Here is a 17,934-nt window from a genome sequence, read left to right on the forward strand (position 1 = left end):
GTTCGCGTGGGGGAGGGAGCGGGCGCCCGAAAAACGGTGTGTCAGTCGCCGACTGTTTAACTGATCCACCGTCATCGCGAGCAGGCTCGCTCCCACAAGTGTTTGCGCGAGTCAGGGCAGCAAAATGATCTTGTCACCACCGCCCTGATTGACCTCTGCATAGCGCGCCAGCCCTTCAGCCAGCGGCACTTGCACCAGGCCCTGCGGCAGTGGCAAGCGATCCTCATCGAAGAACCGCCCGAACTGCTCGAGCATCGCCGCGCACGCCTCAACGCCGTACAACAACGAGTTGATCCCGACCACCGAGCCGCCCTTGCGATACAGCGCCAGCGCCGGCAATTGCACGTGGCCGTCGACCGGCGCGGCGATGATGGCGATGCGGCCGAAGGTCGCCAGTGCGGCGACCGAGGCCGGCAGCCAGAAACCGGTGGTGTCGAAGATCACATCGGCGCCGCCGCGATACACCGCGTTGACCTGGGCACCGAGGTCTTCTGGCTTATCCAGTTGAATCGTCTGATAGCCCTGCTTCTGCAAATCGGCTACCTGCTCGGGCCGGCGCGCCGCCGCCAGCAATTGCGCGCCGCGCACTTTTGCCAGGGCCAAAGCCGCAGTTGCCACTGCCCCGCCGCCGATCACCAGCAAACGCGTATCGGCGCTGACCAGGCTGCGTTCCAGCGCATCCCACGCCGTGGTGTACGGCACGCCAAGGCTGGCCGCCTGAGCAAAACTCAAATGCGCCGGTTTTTGCGCCACGCCGCTGGCCGGCAATTTGACGAATTGCGCATGGGCGCCGTCGGCGAAGAAGCCCAGCTCGCGCCCGGTACCCCAGACTTCCTGACCGATCAGTGCTTGCGGCCCCTCGACCACCACCCCGGCAAAATCCCGCCCCGGAACCCGTGGCAGCGTGGTGTAAGGAAAACGCCCGAGGACGTTTTTCACATCGCTGGGATTGAGGCCGGCAGCCTTGATCTGCACCAGCACTTCATCGGCGCCGGGCACCGGGGTCGGAACGTCGACGAAACGCAGGGAAGACAGGTCGCCGGTCTGATCGAATTGCAACGCTTTCATGGGCACATCCACCGAAAGGAAAAAGGGAAATTCAGGACAACCAGCCAGCGACCAGTTGCCGGCCCAGCGGCCACAACTGCTCACCGGCCAACATGCCGAGCAGACCGATTAGCGCGATCGCCGGTGGTGCGGGAGAACGGAAATCGAGCGCGCCATAGAGCAGGCCGACGCCCAGGCCGATGGCCAGAGAAATGAGGTAGTTCATGGGGGAACTCCGCCGCGATAAGTGATGGGCAGAGTCTAGGGAAACGGGCGGAGCGGTATCGGCCAAGGACTTCTGAATTTCGGACAAACCTTCTGCAGCCGCCATAGAACCGTGTGGGAGCGAGCCTGCTCGCGAATGCGGTCTTCCAGTCAGCACTTCATTGCCTGGTGCAAAGCTTTCGCGAGCAGGCTCGCTCCCACATAGATCTGTTCAAGTTGCCGAGAATTGCGAAGGCGCCACCCCCAGCTCTCGGCGAAACATGTCGCTGAAGCTGCTCGGTGAATAACCCAGTTCGCGAGCAATGACGCTCACCGCCACGCCCTGAATCAACGCTGCCACCGCCGTCGCCAACTGCACCTGGCGCCGCCATTCGGCGAAGCCCATGCCGAGGCTGTCCTTGAACAACCGCGCCAGGGTACGCACGCTGGCCCCGGCGTTCTGCGCATGCTGCTCGAACGGGATCTCCAGCGACGGCGCGGCCATCACGGCCTGACACAGATTCATCAGACGCCGGTCGGACTCATCCGGCAGCGGAATCTTCAGTTGCGAACGCCTGGCCCGGCGCAGTTCCAGCAACGCCAGCCCGACCAGTGCCTCGTAATACTCGGCCTCGCCGGCATCGCCCTGCGCCACCAGCCCGACGATCAACTCGCGCAGCAACCCGCCGACTTCGATCACCTGAACCGTCGCATCCAGGGTCGCCGCCAGCGCCGGGCGCAGGTAGATATTGCGCATCTGCAAATCCGACACCACACGAATCCCGTGCGGCACTCCCGGCGGCAACCACACCGCCCGCTGCGGCGGCACCACCAGCGCTTCGTGCGGGGTTTCGACCCACATCACCCCGCTCATCGCATACAGCAACTGCCCCCAGACATGCTCGTGCGGCTCGATGAACAAACCACGCGGATAGGTTCGCGCCAGCGGTTGCACGGGCACATCGGTGTCGGTCAGATCAGGGGGCGCGGCGAGGGCCATGGCGAGCGTTCACAGGGGGGTTGGCGAAGCCGCCATGGTAACCAGCCTGCCCCGCCCTCGCCAACGATAGCTACCGTCGGACAATCCGAATGAATTTTCCCGGCACAGCGCGATCCGTTTAATACCACAGGGAGGAATTCGGGCTTTATGAACAACGCAAAACTTTACGTCATCGACTACACACTGCATGGCACCCCCAAGTCGTTCATTATCCGCTCGGACAAAATGGACAATGCCGAAGCCTGGCATTGGGCAAGCTGCGACGCGGGCGTGGGTCGCATCCCGCGCTTCGGTCGCGAGAAAGTGCAAAAGACCAGCAAACCGATGGCAGAAAAATTCGGCCTGGAAAACGTCACCTGGCGCCAGACCAACTGACCCCACCGCCCTCACCGCAGGCTTGGCAATCGACAGGGGGAATCGACCGATGACCGACACTTATCACCCGGCCCGACTGGACTACGGCCTGACCACCTTCTTCGGCCAGATCACCAAAACGGTGAATTGCCAAGTCGCACTGGAAACGGTCGCGGATGACCCTTATCGCTTCACCTTGTGCGTCCAGGCACCGGTACCCGAAGACCTCGACCAAGCGAAGATTGTGGTGGTCAAAGTCGAAGGGCGAACCTTGCAAGGCACGGTGAGGCACTTTGAGCGACAGGAAGACGACAGTCTGAAAATGGAAGTGGAGCCTGATTAGGCTCCACTTTTTTTTGCCGTGCTTATTTCGGATGAGCGCAACCGCAACCCTTCATCGCACACTCTTCACCGTGTTTGTGGTGATGAGCGCAAGCCTCGCAGCAATAGTGTTTGCCGTGCACAGCGTAGGAATGTTCGCCTTCTTTGATCGTGCAGTTGCAGCCCGGGCAGTCGCATTTTTTGTCGGACATGGGACAGACTCCTTGCGTAGTGGTTGTCTGAGGCTTGCGAGCAAGCCATAAGGGACAGTGTAGAAGGTGGTGTTACAGGCTGGCCAACTGTTGAGAGATTGGTCGACCCTGAGATGGCTTTCGCGAGCAGGCTCGCTGCCACAGAACAACTGCGCGCAGCACAGACCTGCGCAGACATCAAAAGCCCCTCACCCTAGCCCTCTCCCGGAGGGAGAGGGAACTGACCGAGATGATTGCGAGAAACCCGCCGACGTGGAATACCGAGTCGAACGCAAATTTTGAAAAGCCCGAAAATCGGCCCCCTCTCCCCCGGGAGAGGGCTGGGGTGAGGGGCGAATCCCAGCACAAAACCAAAGCCAGACACCACCCGCTCCTAACCATTCAAAACAATAAGCGCAAGCTCGAGTACCGCTTTTGATCTTGATCTCAGAGCCCGTCGGCAGGCTGAGTGGAGGGATTGATCCGGACGTGCGAGCGCAGCGACCGAACGACGCAGTCGTACACAGCGGAACCGCCAGAAGCAACACCCGCAGCAACGGATATGTACACAGTCAAACAAATAAAATCACTGCGCCTGCCGCGAACTCCGATACATAAAAACCAAAGCCACCGCCAAACACACCATCGCCAACATCCGACTCGGAGACAAGCCGATCGCCGGATTCCCCAACCAGCCAAAATTGTCGATCAACATCCCCATCCCCAACTGCCCGACAATCACCGCCACCGTCGCCACAGCCGTCCCGACCACCGGCACCGCACCCACCATCACCATCATGTACACCACGCCGAACAGCGCCCCGGTCAACTGCCACTTCGGCACCTCAAGCAGACTCACCGCCTGCGCCGGCTCGAAAAACAGAATCAACAACCCGGTCACCACCGCGCCCATCGCAAAGGTCAGCAGACTGGAGCGCAGCACACCGACCGTCTCACCCAGACGACCATTGATCGCAGCCTGCACACTCAACACCGCACCGGCCAATACCACCACCGCCAACAAAATCACCAGACCCATCACTCACCCCCGCGCAATCAGAACCAAAGCCACCACAATCAAGCCCAACGCCAGCCAGCGCTCGCCGTTGACCTTCTTGCGCGTCGCGCCGAACCAGCCGAAATGGTCGATCAGCACACTCTTGCCGACCTGACCGGACAAAATCGCAATCATCGTCATGGCGATGCCGATATGCGGCGTCGCCAGCGTCAGCACCACCACGTAGATCGGCCCGAGAAACCCGCCGATCAACTGCCAGCGCGGCAGTTCGGTCAGCGCCGGACCTTTTTGCGGACCGGCAAACAGCAGGAGCAAAAACAGGATCGCCGAACCCACGCCGAAGATGCTCAAAGTCGCCCACAAATGCCCGACCTGCTCACCCAGCGGCCCCAGCAATCCGGCTTCTACCGATAAGCCCATGCCAGCGAGAATCACCAGCGGCAGCAACAGCAGACGCAACACCGATCTTTTCACCGGTGCAGCAACCACCCCTTCATCCAACGTCTGCATACATAACCTTCCACGCTCAAAAACAATGGCGCGGATTATCGGCTGGCGCCGCTGTGCGATAAATGGGAGCATCCGGACAACACTTTTGCGCAACACGCACAGCGAGACAAGGCATGCACGGGCTCAACGAACTCGGATTCAAAGCGTTAAGGCTGTTTTTGGCGGTCCTCGACCACGGCAGTTTTTCCGAAGTCGCCCGCCGCGAAGGGGTCGCGCCCTCCTCCATTTCGCGGCAGATCCAATTGATGGAACAGGCGCTCAACCAGCAATTGCTCTACCGCCACACCCGCGCCGTCACCCCGACTGAAGCCGGGCGCACGCTCGGGCACCATGCGCGGTTACTGCTGGTGCAATTGGAAGAAGCCGAACAGGCGTTGCAGGAACAGCAAAGCGAACCCACCGGACTGGTGCGCATCAACGCGCCAGTGGTGTTCGGCCAGCGCCATCTGACACCCTGGCTGGGCGAGCTCTGCGCGCGCTATCCGAAGCTGCAACTGGATATCCAGCAAACCGACCATTACGTCGACCCGCTACAGGAAGGCGCCGACCTGCTGTTTCGCATCGGCGCGCTGCACGATTCAAGCATGCAGGCACGCATTCTGGCGCCGCACCGTTTTCAGGTCGCCGCCAGCCCGACCTATCTCAAACGCCACGGCACGCCGCAGCATCCCGACCAACTCGCGCAACATCAGTGCCTGGCCTACAAAGGCGCGGCCGGTCAGCAGCGCTGGTTTTTCCGCCGTGATGGCGAGGACTGGACGCCGTACACGGTCAGAGGCCCGATCACCGGCAACCACGCTGACACCCTGACCCAGGCCGCCCAGCAAGGCTTAGGGCTGGTGATGTTTCCGTCGTGGCTGATTGGCGAAGCGGTACGCGAGGGCACACTGGTCCCGGTGCTGGGGGAATATCAGGTGTCGAACAGCCTGGAACCGCAGCAGATCGCCGTGCTGTGGCCGGGGAGCCGACGGCTATCGGTGAAGGTGAGGACGGTGATTGATTTTTTTGTCGAGTGTTTTGGCGAGATTCCTTATTGGGACAGAGCCTGAAGATCTAGAGCCCCTCACCCTAGCCCTCTCCCTGAGGGAGAGGGAACCGACCGAGGTATCCCACCTACTGCATCGACCTGAAAAACCGCGTCGATTATGGATTCAAAGCAGGACTTTCAGGTCGGCGTAATCCCGCAATATTCCCCAATCGGTTCCCTCTCCCTCTGGGAGAGGGCTAGGGTGAGGGGCTTTTCAGGCCATCAGATACGGAACTGCCCGACCAGCTTGCCCAACCGCTGGCCCAGCTCCGCCAGACTGCGCGAAGTTTGCGCGCCCAGTTGCGTTTCATCGGCGACGCTGTCCACCGCCACCGCAATCTGATGCACGCTGCGGTTGATCTCTTCGGCCACGGCCGTCTGCTCTTCCGCTGCGCTGGCGATCTGCGCGTTCATCGAGTTGATCGTGGCGATCAACTGCGCCATCGCGTCCAGCGATGCACCGGCCTGATTGGCTTGCTGCGAAGTGCCGTCGCCGGCCTCGCTGGAACGGCGCATCGCTTCGACCGCCTGCTGCGTGCCGGCCTGCAAGCGGTCGATCATGCCCTGGATTTCCTGGGTGCTGATCTGCGTGCGGCTGGCCAGTGCGCGTACTTCGTCCGCAACCACCGCAAACCCGCGCCCGGCCTCACCGGCGCGCGCCGCTTCGATCGCGGCGTTGAGCGCCAGCAAGTTGGTCTGCTCGGCAATCGAACGGATCACCCCAAGCACGCCGACAATCGAACTGACGTCCTGCTGCAGGCTGTCCAGCGATACGCCGCTGTTGCGGATGTCGTCGACCAATGCATGAATCTGCTTGATGCTGCCCGCCACTACGCGCTTGGCGCTCTGGCCTTCTTCGTCGGTCTGCTGAGCGGCGACGGCGGCGTTCTGTGCGCTCTTGGCGACTTCCTGGGCGGCGGCGGACATTTCGTTGATCGCCGTGGCGACCTGATCGGTTTCGTGGCGCTGACGCTCCATGGCCTGATCGGAACGCTGCGCCTGTTCCGAGACCTGGGTGACCAGACCGGTCAGTTGCGTGGTCATCTCGGTAATCTGCCGCACCAGGCCGTGGATCTTGTCGACGAAGCGGTTGAACGAGCCGGCCAGTTCGCCGAGTTCGTCCTGGCTGGTGATGTTCAGGCGCCGGGTCAGGTCGCCCTCGCCCGCCGCGATGTCGTCGAGGTTGGCTTTCATCAGGGTCAGCGGGCGCAGAATGGTGTTGGCCAGCAGCATCCCCGCCGCCGCGATCACCAACAGCACCAGCACCGCAACGCCGACAATGCTCAGCACCACGCCTTGCACGCGCTCCTGCACTTGCGCCTCGACCTGCGCCACTTGCGCTTCGATGCCGTCGAGGTTGACCGAGGTACCGACCGCCATGTCCCACTTCGGCAGGTATTCGGTGTAGCCGAGTTTCGGCACCAGCACCTTGGCGTTACCCGGCAGCGGCGAGCTGTATTGCAGATAGTGAGTGCCGTCCTTGGCCACTTTGACCAGGCCGAGGTTGACGTAGACGCCGTTCGGATCGCGGTTGTCCTTGAAGCTTTTGCCCACGCCGTCGGGGTCGTTGGCCTTGAACAGACGCACGGTCTCGGAGTCGTAGCCGAAGAAGTAGCCATCCTTGCCGTAGCGGATGCCCGAGAGCAATTTGATCGCCTGCACCCGCGCCGCGTCATCGCCCGGTGCGGCGGCGTCGTACAGCGGTTTGATCGTGGTCATGGCCACGGCGACGTAACTTTGCAGGGTGGCCTTGGCGTCGCTGAGCAGCCGCTCGCGGGTCTGTTCGACCTCCTTGCGCGCCTGTTCCTGGAGGATGAACAGCGTGGTCACGCTGATGACCAGCGCAAAGAGCAGCACCGGCAGAACGGCAAGGGACAGGACTTTAGCCTTGAGACTCAGGCGCATCGGGGGACTCACTCTTTTGATTTTGTTGGCGTGGTTAAAGGCTTTAACGGCACGCCGGAGCAAAAGTTGAGTCTTGAAACATCGCCGCCCCCCCTGTGGGAGCGAGCCTGCTCGCGAAAGCGTTGGCTCAGCAACCTGTGTGTCGACTGACACGACGCCTTCGCGAGCAGGCTCGCTCCCACAAGGGGCAATTGTGGATTCTTACAGAACCATTGCCGCCACCCAGCCAAACACCAGCAGCGGCAGGTTGTAGTGCAGGAAGGTCGGTACGACGGTGTCCCAGATGTGGTGATGCTGGCCGTCGATGTTCAGACCCGAGGTCGGGCCGAGGGTCGAGTCCGAGGCCGGCGACCCGGCATCGCCGAGCGCGCCGGCAGTGCCAACGATGCAGACGATGGCGATCGGGCTGAAGCCCAGTTGCACGCACAACGGCACGAAAATCGCTGCGAGAATCGGCACGGTGGAGAACGACGAACCGATGCCCATGGTCACCAGCAAGCCCACCAGCAGCATCAACAAAGCCCCGACGCCTTTGCTGTGATTGATCCAGGCCGCCGACGATTCGACCAGCGTCTGCACCTGCCCGGTGGCCTTCATCACCTCGGCAAAACCTGAGGCGGCGATCATGATGAAGCCGATCATCGCCATCATTTTCATGCCTTCGGTGAACAGGTCATCGGTCTCGCGCCATTTGACGATGCCCGACACCGAGAAAATCAGAAACCCGACCAGAGCGCCGATAATCATCGAGTCCAGCAGCAACTGCACCACGAATGCCGAAGCAATGGCCACACCGGCGATCATCAGGCTCAGCGGGTTGTAGTGCACCGCCGTCTGCTCGACCTGTTCGATCTTCGCCAGGTCATACACGCGCTTCTTGCGGTAGCTGATGAACGCCATCGCCAGGCCGAAAACCATGCCCAGTGCCGGAATACCCATGGCGTGGGTGACATTGATGCCGCTGATGTCGACGCCGCTGCGGGCGACGTTGGCCAGCAGGATTTCGTTGAGGAAGATGTTGCCGAAGCCCACCGGCAGAAACATGTACGGAGTGATCAGGCCGAAGGTCATGACACAGGCGATCAGACGGCGATCGAGTTGCAGCTTGGTCAGTACATATAGAAGTGGCGGCACCAGCAGCGGAATGAAGGCGATGTGGATCGGCAGGATGTTCTGCGAAGCAATCGCTACCACCCACAGCAGGCCGATCAGCAGCCATTTGACGTTACCGCCGCCGGTTGCATGCTGCCGATCCACCATGGCCAGGGCCTTGTCGGCCAGCGCATGGGCCAGGCCGGATTTGGCAATCGCCACGGCGAAAGCGCCGAGCAAGGCGTAGGACAACGCCACGGTCGCGCCGCCGCCCAAGCCGCTGTTGAACGCCTTGAGTGTTGCGTCGATGCCCAGACCGCCGGTCAGGCCACCGACCAGCGCCCCGACGATCAGCGCGATCACCACATGCACGCGCGACAGGCTGAGGATCAGCATGACGCCGACGGCTGCTATGACTGCATTCATTTCACTACCTCAAAAAACACTGCGGGTGCAAACACACCGCCAGACAGGATGAGTCCGCCCGGGGTTGGCCGGCGGAGGTGTACAGAGGGTCTTGTTAGAGGGCGCGCACTGTGCCGCAGAGTGGCGGCGGTGTCAAAGCCCTGTGGCGAGGGGATCTATCCCCGTTGGGTGGCGAAGCCGCCCCCGGCAAACTTCAAAACAACCCTGTACGCAGGTGTCACGACTGCTTCGCAGCCGAACGGGGATAAATCCCCTCGCCACAGGACCACAGGACCACATCACTACAGGACTACAGGACTACAGGACTACAGAACCACAGGACCACAGGACCACAGGCCCCGCATGCGGCAATCGGTCATATTGCGCTCACGGCATAAAGAAAGCCGAAACGCGGCCGCTACAGTGCAAAGTCTCAGATATTTATCGGATAAGGATGTTTTCCATGTCGCTCAGACAACTTTCCATCCAATGGAAAATCACCCTGCTCGCCGGCCTCTGCCTGGCCGGTATCGTGACCCTGTTGGTCGGTCTTTCGCTGTATCGCATGGAACACAGCTCGGCGCTGGTCAAGGCCTCGAGCATGGAGATGCTCACCGAATCGGCGCAGGCGCGGATCGAGTCGCAAGGTGAAGTGCAGGCCGCCGGCATTCGTCAGCAGTTCATGGACGCCTATCAGTACGGCCACGGTTTCTCGCGGCAGGTGCTGTTTTTGCGTGAGCAGGCCGAGAAGCGTTTTCTCGATGCCTTCGACCTGCGCGAGGACATGACCCGTCAGGTCAAATCCGCGCTGCAAGCCAACCCGGACCTTCTCGGCCTGTCGCTGGTGTTCGAGGCCAACGCGCTGGACGGCAAGGACGAACTGTTCGCCGATCAGGCTGAACTGGGCAGCAACGACAAGGGCCGTTTCGCCCTGTACTGGTCGCAGCCGACCCCGGGCAAAGTCACCTCGATGGCGCTGCCGGAAAGCGACATGAGCGACACCAGCACCGGCCCCAGCGGTCAGGCCGCCAACGCCTGGTTCACCTGCCCGCGCACCACGCTCAAACCCTGTGTGATCGAGCCGTACTTCTATGTCATTGACGGCCAGAAAGTGCTGATGACCAGCATCGTCTTCCCGCTGCAGGTCAATGGCAAAGTCATCGCCTCGCTGTCGGTCGACATCAACCTCAATAGCCTGCAAGCGATCAGCCAGAACGCCAGCCGCAAGCTTTACGACGGTCAGACCGCCGTCAGTATTGTCAGCCCCGCCGGCCTGCTCGCCGGTTACAGCCCGGATGCCGGCAAACTCAGCCAGCGCCTGGATGCGGTGGATCAGGCCAGCGGCAGCGAGTTGCTGCGCCTGCTCGCCGCGAGCACTGGCGTGAGCAGCCTGCATAGCAACGGCCAGTTGAAAGTGCTGTCGCCGTTCCAGCCGATTCCCGACGGACCGGCGTGGGGCGTGTTGCTCGATGTGCCGGAGAAAGTCCTGGTCAGCCGCGCCGAAGCGCTCAAACAGCAACTGGATGCGAGCAATACCTCGGGCACGCTGATCGAACTGAGCCTCGGCCTGCTCGCCGCGCTGATCGGTCTGCTGCTGGTGTGGCTGATGGCGCGCAGCGTGACCAGGCCGATCCTTGGTGTGGCGCACATGCTTGAAGACATCGCCAGCGGCGAAGGCGACCTGACCCGGCGTCTGGCCTACGACAAGCAGGACGAGCTTGGCCAGTTGGCCGGTTGGTTCAACAAGTTCCTCGACAAGTTGCAGCCGATCATCGCCGAGGTGAAGCGCTCGGTGCAGGATGCGCGCAAAACCGCCGACCAGTCCTCGGCCATCGCCACCCAGACCAGCGCCGGCATGGAGCAGCAATATCGTCAGGTCGATCAGGTCGCCACCGCTTCCCACGAAATGAGCGCCACCGCCCAGGACGTTGCACGCAGTGCCGCCCAGGCTGCAGAAGCCGCCAAGGACGCCGACCGCGCCACCCGTCAGGGCCTGACCGTGATCGACCGCACCACCGCAAGCATCGACACCCTCGCCGCCGACATGAGCGCAGCGATGGTTCAGGTCGAAGGGCTGGCCGCGAACAGCGAGAAGATCGGCACGGTGCTGGAAACCATCCGCGCCATCGCCGAGCAGACCAACCTCCTGGCACTCAACGCCGCCATCGAAGCCGCCCGCGCCGGTGAGGCCGGACGCGGCTTTGCCGTGGTCGCCGACGAAGTGCGCAACCTTGCGCGCCGCACTCAGGAGTCGGTGGAGGAAACCCGCCAGGTCATCGAGCAATTGCAGAACGGCACGCAGGAAGTGGTCGGCTCGATGGGCAACAGCCATCGTCAGGCCCAGGGCAGTGTCGAGCAGGTGGGCCAGGCCGTGACCGCGCTGCGGCAGATCGGCGATGCGGTGACGGTGATCAGCGACATGAACCTGCAAATCGCCAGTGCTGCCGAAGAGCAGAGCGCGGTGGCTGAGGAGATCAATAACAACGTGGCGACGATTCGCGATGTGACCGAATCGCTGTCCGGGCAGGCGAATGAATCGGCGCGCGTCAGCCAGTCGCTTAACAGCCTGGCGAATCAGCAGCAGCGGTTGATGGATCAGTTTCGCGTTTGACAAGTGCGGGGTGTCAGTTGCAATCCCCCCTCACCCCAGCCCTCTCCCCCCAAGGGGGGCGACGGGGAAAGGGAGCCGATCTTCATGCCATTCAAGTCCTGAGTTCGACTCGGATTTCAAGTGGGTGCATCTCTCAAGAACAACACAATCAGTCCCCTCTCCCTCTGGGAGAGGGTTAGGGTGAGGGGCTTTTCAAGGGCTCACCGCCGAGGCAGTTCAATCACCACTTTCAACCCGCCCCACTCGCTTTCGCCCAGCACCAGCAAGCCACCCCAGGTATCGACAATATCCCGCACGATCCCAAGGCCGAGCCCATGCCCGTGGGTCTGCTCATCCAGCCGCGTGCCACGGCTGAACACCTGAGTGCGCTGCTCTTCGGGAATCCCCGGGCCGTCATCTTCCACGCTCAAGGCAAAGCCGTCAGACCTTTCGATCACACTCAAGCGCACCTCGGCATCGGCCCATTTGCAGGCGTTGTCGAGCAGGTTGCCGAGCAGTTCGAGCAAATCCTCGCGGTCCCACGGCAGTTGCAAGCCCGGCGGTGCAACGTAACTCAAGGCCAAATGCTCGCCGTGAATCATGTTCAGCGTCGCCAGCAACCCCGGCAGCTCGGCATCGCAATCGAACAACGCGCCGGGCAGCGCATCCCCGGATAACCGCGCGCGATTGAGTTCGCGATTGAGGCGCTGCTGCACCTGTTCCAGTTGTTCCTTGAGAATCCTGCGCAGCTCGGGATGGTCATCGAGCTTGTCGCTGGAGGCCAGGCTGAGCAGCACCGCCAACGGGGTTTTCAGCGCGTGGCCGAGGTTGCCCAAGGCATTGCGCGAGCGCTTGAGGCTGTCTTCGGTGTGGGCGAGCAAATGGTTGATCTGCGCCACCAGCGGCTCCAGTTCCACCGGCACCTGATCGTCGAGTTGCGAGCGCTGGCCCTGTTGCAACTGAGCGATCTGCTCGCGCGCGCGTTCCAGCGGTTTCAGCGCGCGGCGCACGGTCAGGCGTTGCAGGAACAGAATCAACAGCAACGCCGCCAGCCCCAGGCCGAGGCCGATCTGGCGCATGCGCTGGAAGCTGTCGCTGACCGGCGTGTAATCCTGGGCGACGCTGATCGAGATCGACTGACCCAGGCGCCGATAGTCCGAGCGCAGTATCAGCAAGCGTTGCCCGCCCGGGCCCAGTTGCAGGTTGCTGTGCAGCCCCGGGTGTTGCAGCAGCGGCAGTTCCTGATCCCACAGCGAGCGCGAACGCCAGTGGCTGTCGGAGAAATCGATGCGAAAGTAATGTCCGGAAAACGGCCGCTGATAGGCCGGCGAGAGATGCCGCTCATCCAATTGCAAACCTTGCGGGCCGCGCACCAGCGCCACCAGCAGGCTTTCGCTGTCGTTGCGCAGGCCGGCTTCGAGGTAGCGCTGCAAACCGACTTCGAACAACCACAGGCTGGTTTGCGCCAGTACCAGACCGACGATCACCATCACACTGATCAAACCCAGGCTCAAACGGCGCTGGATTGATCTCATGAAGCTTGCCCGCCGAACAGGTAACCCTGACCGCGACGGGTTTCGATCACGCTTTTGCCGAGCTTGCGCCGCAGGTGATTGACGTGCACTTCGAGGACGTTGGAGTCGCGCTCGGTCTCACCGTCGTAGAGGTGTTCGGCGAGGTGGCTTTTCGAGAGGATCTGTTCGGGGTGCAGCATGAAATAGCGCAGCAGACGGAATTCAGCGGCGGTCAGCTGAATGTCGGCGCCGTCGCGAACCACGCACTGGCGACCTTCGTCCAGATGCAGGCCGGCGGCTTGCAAAGTCGGCTGGTTGGCCTGGCCCTTGGAGCGGCGCAACAGTGACTGAATGCGCAGGTACAGTTCTTCCGGATGGAACGGTTTGGTCAGGTAATCGTCAGCGCCGGCCTTCAGCCCTTCGATGCGCTCGGCCCAGGAATCACGCGCGGTGAGGATCAGCACCGGAATCGCCAGGCCGGCGGCGCGCCACTGCGCCAACACGTCCAGCCCCGGCACGCCGGGCAGGCCGAGGTCGAGGATGATCAGGTCATAGGGCTCGCTGCTGCCCTGATACACCGCATCGCGGCCATCGGCCAGCCAATCCACCGCGTAGCCTTGGCGTTGCAGGCCGGCGAGCAATTCGTCAGCCAGCGGTACGTGGTCTTCCACCAGAAGCAAACGCATCGATCAATCTTCCTTGTCTTTGACTAACTCGCCGGTATCGGCCTTCAGGTGCAGCTCGCGCGCCACGCCCTCGACCGTCAGCAATTCGACTTCGTAAATGTACACGTCGTGTTTTTCTTCCAGCTCGACTTCCAGCAGCTTGGCGCCGGGGTAGCGATCCATGGCCTGCTGCAGCACTTGCTCCAGCGGCAGGATCACGCCATCGCGACGCAGGGCCAGCGCCTCGTCCTGATCGAGGTCGCGAGCCATGGCTGTACTGCACAACAACACCAGCACCAGCGCCGTCAGGCGGGTGGCGCGACTATTCAGCTTCATTACGTATCCTGATGATCCCTGAGCACTTCACCATCGACCGCGTTCAACTCCAGATCCCACTTCAGCCCTTTCGGGTCGCGCAGTTCGATCTGGTAAATGAACTTGCCGTACTCTTCCTCCAGCTCTGTTTCGGTGATTTCCGAACCGGGGTGTTTTTCCAGGGCGATGGCGTTGAGCTTCTCGAAGGAGACGATAGTACCAGCGTCGCGCAAACGAAGCGCTTCGTCGGGTCCGAGATCGCGCGCCAGCGCAGTGTTGGCGCCAAGGCCGAGGATCGAGGCAGTGGTCAGGGCAGTCAGGGTTTTCATGGGTGTCTCCGAATTCTTATATGTTGCTTACGGTGGGCACCATAGCGGGATCAACTTAACTGAAACTGAATGGCCATCATTGTGCCCCTCAGTCCGATCGTTCCCACGCTCCGCGTGGGAATGCCTCAAGGGACGCTCCGCGTTCCAATGGGACGCAGAGCGTCCCCGGCTGCATTCCCACGCAGAGCGTGGGAACGATCTGTACGCCGTCGTCGCGGGCCCTCCCACAGGATTCGGCGGTGTGCTTATAATCGCCAGCTTGCTAACGATCGAGACCGGTATGACCGCCATCCACATCAAGTTTCCCGCCCTCACCCTCAAGGCCGGCCCACGGGCCATGGCGCGGATTCGTGCGCAGGGATTGCACGCCGCAGACGTCGGCACCCTGCCCGGTGCGGCCGGTGGGCCGAAGGCGTTGGGAATTCAGGGGCTCGATCTGGCGTTGTTCGGCGAGTGGCTGCCGAGTGCGCCGCGTGAGCGTTCGCTGATCGGCGCCTCGGTGGGTTCCTGGCGCTTCGCCAGCGCCTGCCTGCCGGACGCCGCCGAGGGCATTCGCCGCCTCGGCCAGCTCTACGCCGAGCAGAATTTCAACAAAGGCGTGAGCATGGCCGAGATCAGCCAGAGCTCGCAGCGCATGCTCAATGACCTGCTCGACGGCCGCGATGCGAGCATCCTCGAAAACGCCGGTTACCGCCTGAACATCATGGTGGTGAAAAGTCAGGGCCGCCTCGCTGAAGACCATCGCGGGCGCCTCGGTCTGGCGCTGGGTTCAGTGATCGCCGACAACCTGCGCGGCCGTGCACGGCTGTCGCGACACTTTGAGCGGCTGATCATCCACGATCCGCGCCTGGCGCCGCCGCTTGATGCCTTGACCGATTTCCCCTCGCGCTTCGTTGCCCTCAACACCGGCAACCTGCGCCAGGCCCTGCTCGCTTCCGGATCGATCCCGATGGTCATGGAAGGCGTACGCGACTTGCCCGGCGCCGGCGCGGGTACGTTCCGCGACGGCGGTTTGCTCGACTACCATCTCGACCTGCCCTACAGCGGCGACGGTATCGTGCTCTATCCGCACTTCACCGATCGAGTGATTCCCGGCTGGTTCGACAAGACCCTGCCATGGCGCCGCGCTTCGGTGCAGCGTCTGCAGGATGTGCTGCTGGTCGCGCCGTCGAAGGAATATCTGGCGCGCCTGCCCTACGGCAAACTGCCCGATCGCAACGACTTCAAACGCTTCATGGGCGATGCGCCGAGCCGACAGAAATACTGGCACACGGCGATGGACGAGAGCCGCCGACTGGGCGACGAATTTCTCGAACTGACGGCCAATGGTCGCCTCGCCGAGCGCTTGCTGACCCTTTAGTCAGCACGGCCAAAGACAAGCTGATAAACTCGCCGCCTGCCCGAATCGCTGCGGCGAACGCCATCTGAACAGAGCCGAAAATACCGTGGAAATCTTCAAAGAGTTTACTTTCGAATCCGCCCACCGCCTGCCGCACGTCCCGGACGGCCACAAGTGCGGACGCCTGCACGGCCACTCGTTCAAGGTCGCGCTGCACCTGAGCGGCGACCTCGACCCGCACACTGGCTGGATTCGCGATTTCTCCGAGATCAAAGCGATTTTCAAGCCGCTGTATGAGCGTCTTGACCACAACTACCTGAACGACATTCCCGGCCTGGAAAACCCGACCAGCGAAGTGCTGGCCAAATTCATCTGGAACGAGATGAAGCCATTGCTGCCGGAACTCAGCGCGATCCGCATTCATGAGACGTGCACCAGCGGCTGCATCTATCGCGGCGAATAGCAACAAAGATCTCCTGCCAAAGCCATCGCCGCTGCCCTCATGCGCTTCTTCTGACCCAACATTACTCCCCCTGACACCGATCGTTCCCACGCTCTGCGTGGGAATGCCTCAAAGGACGCTCCGCGTTCGGCTTTGGAATGGGACGCGGAGCGTCCTGGGCTCCCACGCAGAGCGTGGGAACGATCAGATCGTCCGATCGCGGCGCGAGCCTTCGGCAGCTCCTACATTGGGCTTCGGTGTGTTTGGGTGCACCGTTTTCGCGCCTGACTTCGCCGTGTCGTCTATACATACCCGGCCCGACCGCGCTTGGCACGACCGCTGCAACCCTTCTGCGTCTTCCCCTTCCAGCAAGGACTGCCCCATGACGCAGAACGCCTCCGGCAACGATTACCCGCTCAGTGAAGTCCCCATGCACGCGCGCAAAGGCCTGGCCTCGACGGCGATGGTGTTACTGGGCTTCACGTTTTTCACCGCGACCATGTTTGCCGGCGGCAAGCTCGGGGTCGCGTTCGGTTTCGCCGAGATGATGGCGGTGATCATTGTCGGCAATCTGCTGCTCGGTCTGTACGCGGCAGGCTTGGGTTACATCGCCTTCAAGAGCGGCCTCAATTCGGTGCTGATGGGCCGTTTCTGTTTTGGCGAAGTCGGCAGCAAGCTCAGCGATCTGATTCTCGGCTTCACCCAGATTGGCTGGTACGCCTGGGGCACGGCGACGGCAGCGGTGGTGATCGGCAAGTATTTCAATCTCGATGAAACCACCGTGCTGGTCCTGATGGTGCTGTTCGGTCTGGGTTTCTGCGCTACGGCGTACATCGGTTATCGCGGCCTGGAAATTCTCTCGTACATCGCGGTGCCGGCGATGATGTTGCTGCTGATGCTGTCGATGTGGGCAGCGACCGTGAAAGTCGGCGGTTTCGAAGGCTTGCTCAGCGTGGTGCCGACCGGTTCGCTGGACTGGTCGACGGCGATCACGCTGGTGTTCGGCACCTTCGTCAGCGGCGCAACGCAAGCCACCAACTGGACGCGATTTTCCCGCTCGGCAAAAGTCGCGGTGCTGGCCAGCCTGATCGGTTTTTTCATCGGCAACGGTCTGATGGTGCTGATCGGCGCGTATGGCGCGATCGTCTATCAACAGCCGGATGTGGTTGAAGTGCTGCTGTTGCAGGGCTTCGCCATGGCCGCGATGGCCATGCTGTTGCTGAACATCTGGAGTACGCAGGACAACACCATCTACAACTTCGCCGTCGCCGGCTGCAACCTGCTGCGTACCGGGCGGCGCAAGACCGTGACCCTCGGCGGCGCGGTGATCGGCACCCTGCTCGCCCTGCTCGGCATGTACGACATGCTGGTGCCGTATCTGATCCTGCTCGGCACGGTGATTCCGCCGATTGGCGGAGTGATCATGGCTGACTTCTTCTACCGCTGGCGCGGGCACTATCCGCGCCTGGCCGACGCACGGTTGCCGGCGTTCAACTGGCCGGGGCTCGGGGCCTACGGGGTGGGCACCGTCGCTGCGTTCAGTTCGCCCTGGGTCGCGCCGCTGGTAGGGATTGCCGCTGCCGCGCTAACGTATGTCATCGTCACCGGTGTGCTCGGCGCCCGTCGCGTCAGCGCACCACTACAAGACCTATAAAAAGGATTCGCC

At 62.1% G+C, this 17,934-nt stretch carries 19 protein-coding genes and 2 pseudogenes; 8 read left to right on the top strand and 13 right to left on the bottom strand.

The window, feature by feature from the left end:
- Positions 1-111 precede the first annotated feature (111 nt).
- The 3 genes from OK411_RS18840 to OK411_RS18850 form a co-directional block, all read right to left on the bottom strand.
- Positions 112-1,068 (bottom strand): quinone oxidoreductase family protein, encoded by a 957-nt coding sequence (locus tag OK411_RS18840; RefSeq protein ID WP_223631118.1) that lies wholly within the window; start codon positions 1,066-1,068, stop codon positions 112-114.
- A 31-nt stretch (positions 1,069-1,099) separates the two neighbouring features.
- Positions 1,100-1,273, bottom strand: a complete 174-nt coding sequence (locus tag OK411_RS18845; protein WP_123442057.1) for a DUF1427 family protein — start codon at positions 1,271-1,273, stop codon at positions 1,100-1,102.
- A 210-nt stretch (positions 1,274-1,483) separates the two neighbouring features.
- Positions 1,484-2,251: an AraC family transcriptional regulator gene (locus OK411_RS18850; RefSeq protein ID WP_024013509.1), complete on the bottom strand. Its 768-nt coding sequence runs from the start codon at positions 2,249-2,251 to the stop codon at positions 1,484-1,486.
- 147 nt (positions 2,252-2,398) lie between these two features.
- Between OK411_RS18850 and OK411_RS18855 the strand changes: the two genes are divergently transcribed.
- Both OK411_RS18855 and OK411_RS18860 read left to right on the top strand, forming a co-directional pair.
- Positions 2,399-2,626: a DUF6555 family protein gene (locus OK411_RS18855; RefSeq protein ID WP_016775403.1), complete on the top strand. Its 228-nt coding sequence runs from the start codon at positions 2,399-2,401 to the stop codon at positions 2,624-2,626.
- A 49-nt stretch (positions 2,627-2,675) separates the two neighbouring features.
- On the top strand, positions 2,676-2,948 hold the full coding sequence (locus OK411_RS18860) for a hypothetical protein (RefSeq protein WP_123442056.1): 273 nt from the start codon (positions 2,676-2,678) through the stop codon (positions 2,946-2,948).
- 22 nt (positions 2,949-2,970) lie between these two features.
- Here OK411_RS18860 and OK411_RS18865 read toward each other — a convergent pair whose 3' ends face one another.
- From OK411_RS18865 to OK411_RS18875, 3 genes are all read right to left on the bottom strand, one after another.
- A complete protein-coding gene (locus tag OK411_RS18865) occupies positions 2,971-3,138 on the bottom strand; it encodes a metallothionein (protein ID WP_016775405.1) in 168 nt (55 codons plus the stop codon).
- A 565-nt stretch (positions 3,139-3,703) separates the two neighbouring features.
- Complete coding sequence (locus OK411_RS18870) at positions 3,704-4,156, bottom strand: DMT family transporter (protein WP_264365519.1); 453 nt, start codon at positions 4,154-4,156, stop codon at positions 3,704-3,706.
- Positions 4,157-4,159: 3 nt separating this feature from the next.
- Positions 4,160-4,645, bottom strand: coding sequence for a DMT family transporter (locus OK411_RS18875; RefSeq protein ID WP_016775407.1), 486 nt, complete (start codon positions 4,643-4,645; stop codon positions 4,160-4,162).
- A 113-nt stretch (positions 4,646-4,758) separates the two neighbouring features.
- On the opposite strand from OK411_RS18875, the gene OK411_RS18880 reads away from it, so the two are divergent.
- Positions 4,759-5,694: a LysR family transcriptional regulator gene (locus tag OK411_RS18880; protein ID WP_264365520.1), complete on the top strand. Its 936-nt coding sequence runs from the start codon at positions 4,759-4,761 to the stop codon at positions 5,692-5,694.
- Positions 5,695-5,894: 200 nt separating this feature from the next.
- Here OK411_RS18880 and OK411_RS27170 read toward each other — a convergent pair whose 3' ends face one another.
- From OK411_RS27170 to OK411_RS18890, 3 genes and pseudogenes are all read right to left on the bottom strand, one after another.
- Positions 5,895-6,716, bottom strand: coding sequence for a methyl-accepting chemotaxis protein (locus OK411_RS27170; protein ID WP_370695145.1), 822 nt, complete (start codon positions 6,714-6,716; stop codon positions 5,895-5,897).
- A gap of 36 nt (positions 6,717-6,752) precedes the next feature.
- Positions 6,753-7,577 (bottom strand): annotated as a pseudogene (locus OK411_RS27175) (cache domain-containing protein); the annotation flags it as partial.
- Between the two features lie 201 nt (positions 7,578-7,778).
- Positions 7,779-9,095, bottom strand: coding sequence for a Na+/H+ antiporter family protein (locus OK411_RS18890; protein WP_024013513.1), 1,317 nt, complete (start codon positions 9,093-9,095; stop codon positions 7,779-7,781).
- 1,585 nt (positions 9,096-10,680) lie between these two features.
- On the opposite strand from OK411_RS18890, the pseudogene OK411_RS27180 reads away from it, so the two are divergent.
- Both OK411_RS27180 and OK411_RS27185 read left to right on the top strand, forming a co-directional pair.
- Positions 10,681-10,827, top strand: a pseudogene (locus OK411_RS27180) (HAMP domain-containing protein); the annotation flags it as partial.
- Positions 10,828-10,929: 102 nt separating this feature from the next.
- Positions 10,930-11,685 (top strand): methyl-accepting chemotaxis protein, encoded by a 756-nt coding sequence (locus tag OK411_RS27185; RefSeq protein WP_371699990.1) that lies wholly within the window; start codon positions 10,930-10,932, stop codon positions 11,683-11,685.
- Positions 11,686-11,885: 200 nt separating this feature from the next.
- Here the strand turns inward: OK411_RS27185 and OK411_RS18900 are convergent, their stop codons facing one another.
- From OK411_RS18900 to OK411_RS18915, 4 genes are read right to left on the bottom strand one after another with little or no spacing between them, the layout of a single operon-like run.
- Positions 11,886-13,199 carry a sensor histidine kinase gene (locus tag OK411_RS18900; protein WP_130929656.1) on the bottom strand — a complete coding sequence of 438 codons (1,314 nt, stop codon included), beginning with the start codon at positions 13,197-13,199 and terminating at the stop codon, positions 11,886-11,888.
- A complete protein-coding gene (locus OK411_RS18905) occupies positions 13,196-13,864 on the bottom strand; it encodes a response regulator transcription factor (protein WP_016775412.1) in 669 nt (222 codons plus the stop codon). The genes OK411_RS18900 and OK411_RS18905 overlap by 4 nt, the downstream gene beginning before the upstream one ends.
- A gap of 3 nt (positions 13,865-13,867) precedes the next feature.
- On the bottom strand, positions 13,868-14,179 hold the full coding sequence (locus OK411_RS18910) for a PepSY domain-containing protein (RefSeq protein ID WP_125918372.1): 312 nt from the start codon (positions 14,177-14,179) through the stop codon (positions 13,868-13,870).
- Entirely contained in the window at positions 14,179-14,487 is a 309-nt protein-coding gene (locus OK411_RS18915) for a PepSY domain-containing protein (protein ID WP_016775414.1), read from the bottom strand. The genes OK411_RS18910 and OK411_RS18915 overlap by 1 nt, the downstream gene beginning before the upstream one ends.
- Positions 14,488-14,767: 280 nt before the next feature.
- Between OK411_RS18915 and OK411_RS18920 the strand changes: the two genes are divergently transcribed.
- The 3 genes from OK411_RS18920 (at position 14,768) to codB (ending at position 17,922) form a co-directional block, all read left to right on the top strand.
- The gene (locus OK411_RS18920) at positions 14,768-15,847 is read left to right on the top strand and encodes a patatin-like phospholipase family protein (protein WP_197891120.1); all 1,080 of its coding nucleotides are present in this window, start codon (positions 14,768-14,770) and stop codon (positions 15,845-15,847) included.
- Positions 15,848-15,932: 85 nt separating this feature from the next.
- Complete coding sequence (queD, locus tag OK411_RS18925) at positions 15,933-16,289, top strand: 6-carboxytetrahydropterin synthase QueD (protein ID WP_007915588.1); 357 nt, start codon at positions 15,933-15,935, stop codon at positions 16,287-16,289.
- 361 nt (positions 16,290-16,650) lie between these two features.
- The gene (codB, locus tag OK411_RS18930) at positions 16,651-17,922 is read left to right on the top strand and encodes a cytosine permease (protein WP_130900554.1); all 1,272 of its coding nucleotides are present in this window, start codon (positions 16,651-16,653) and stop codon (positions 17,920-17,922) included.
- Positions 17,923-17,934 lie beyond the last annotated feature (12 nt).

It is taken from the genome of Pseudomonas sp. RG1, from assembly GCF_025910115.1.
GTDB classification, from domain to species: domain Bacteria; phylum Pseudomonadota; class Gammaproteobacteria; order Pseudomonadales; family Pseudomonadaceae; genus Aquipseudomonas; species Aquipseudomonas atacamensis.